The sequence below is a fragment of the Halopseudomonas pertucinogena genome, assembly GCF_014646575.1.
GTDB lineage: Bacteria > Pseudomonadota > Gammaproteobacteria > Pseudomonadales > Pseudomonadaceae > Halopseudomonas > Halopseudomonas pertucinogena.
On the sequence record NZ_BMNN01000018.1, the window covers coordinates 1 to 785 of the forward strand.

A 785-nucleotide genomic window follows, 5' to 3' on the forward strand; every position below is an offset into this window, starting at 1 on the left:
CCCAGGGCGAACTGGCCATCAAAGCCGTGGAAGGGCTGCAGATCGATATCAAGCATATCGACCAGCACACCGTGAGCCAGACCATCGATGCCATGGTTCAGGCCAACCCGAGCCTGGCCTGGCTGAAGGAGATGGAACAGCGCGGCGACGTGGACTGGCAGCGGGTCAAGGAAGTGCATGACAGCTTCAGCTACAGCAGCTCGGGATTGGGAGCGGGTGCACAACTGGTGATTGCCATTGCCATCGCCGCGGTGGTTGGCCCAGCGGCCTCCGGGCTCGCTGGTGGCGGTGCCATGGGGGCAGCAGCTGGAGCAGCAGCCAGTGGCGCAGCCAGCACCGCTGCGATAAGCACAATCAATAACCGCGGTGACCTGGGCGCGGTGTTAAGTGACGTGACCTCCAGCGATTCCCTCAAGAACTATGCAGTAGCCGGCGCCACCGCTGGGCTGACAGTCGGTGTCTACGACGGTTGGACAGGGACTCAAACCGCCGCCAGTAACACTGGAGTTGCATCCGGCAACACTGGTGTGCTGGCCAACACGGGTAATGTGACCGGTGCTGGACTGAACAGCTGGTCCGGCGTGGGCCAGTTCGCTACTAACCAGGCTTTGCAGAACACCACCTCTGCCGTGCTCAACAAGGCCTTGGGTCAGGAGGGCAGTTTGGGGGATGCCCTGACCGCGACACTGGCCAACACCTTCGCGGCAGTGGGTTTCAACTGGGTAGGCGACATCAGCCAGGCCAATCAATGGCAGAGCGGCAGCCTGCAGAAGGTGGGGCTACAT

At 62.0% G+C, this 785-nt stretch carries 1 protein-coding gene; it reads left to right on the plus strand.

All coding sequences use genetic code 11. The features are described 5' to 3' along the window. Window positions 1–785 (plus strand): DUF637 domain-containing protein (locus IEW63_RS14525; protein WP_188637347.1); only part of this gene is annotated, 785 nt, incomplete at both ends.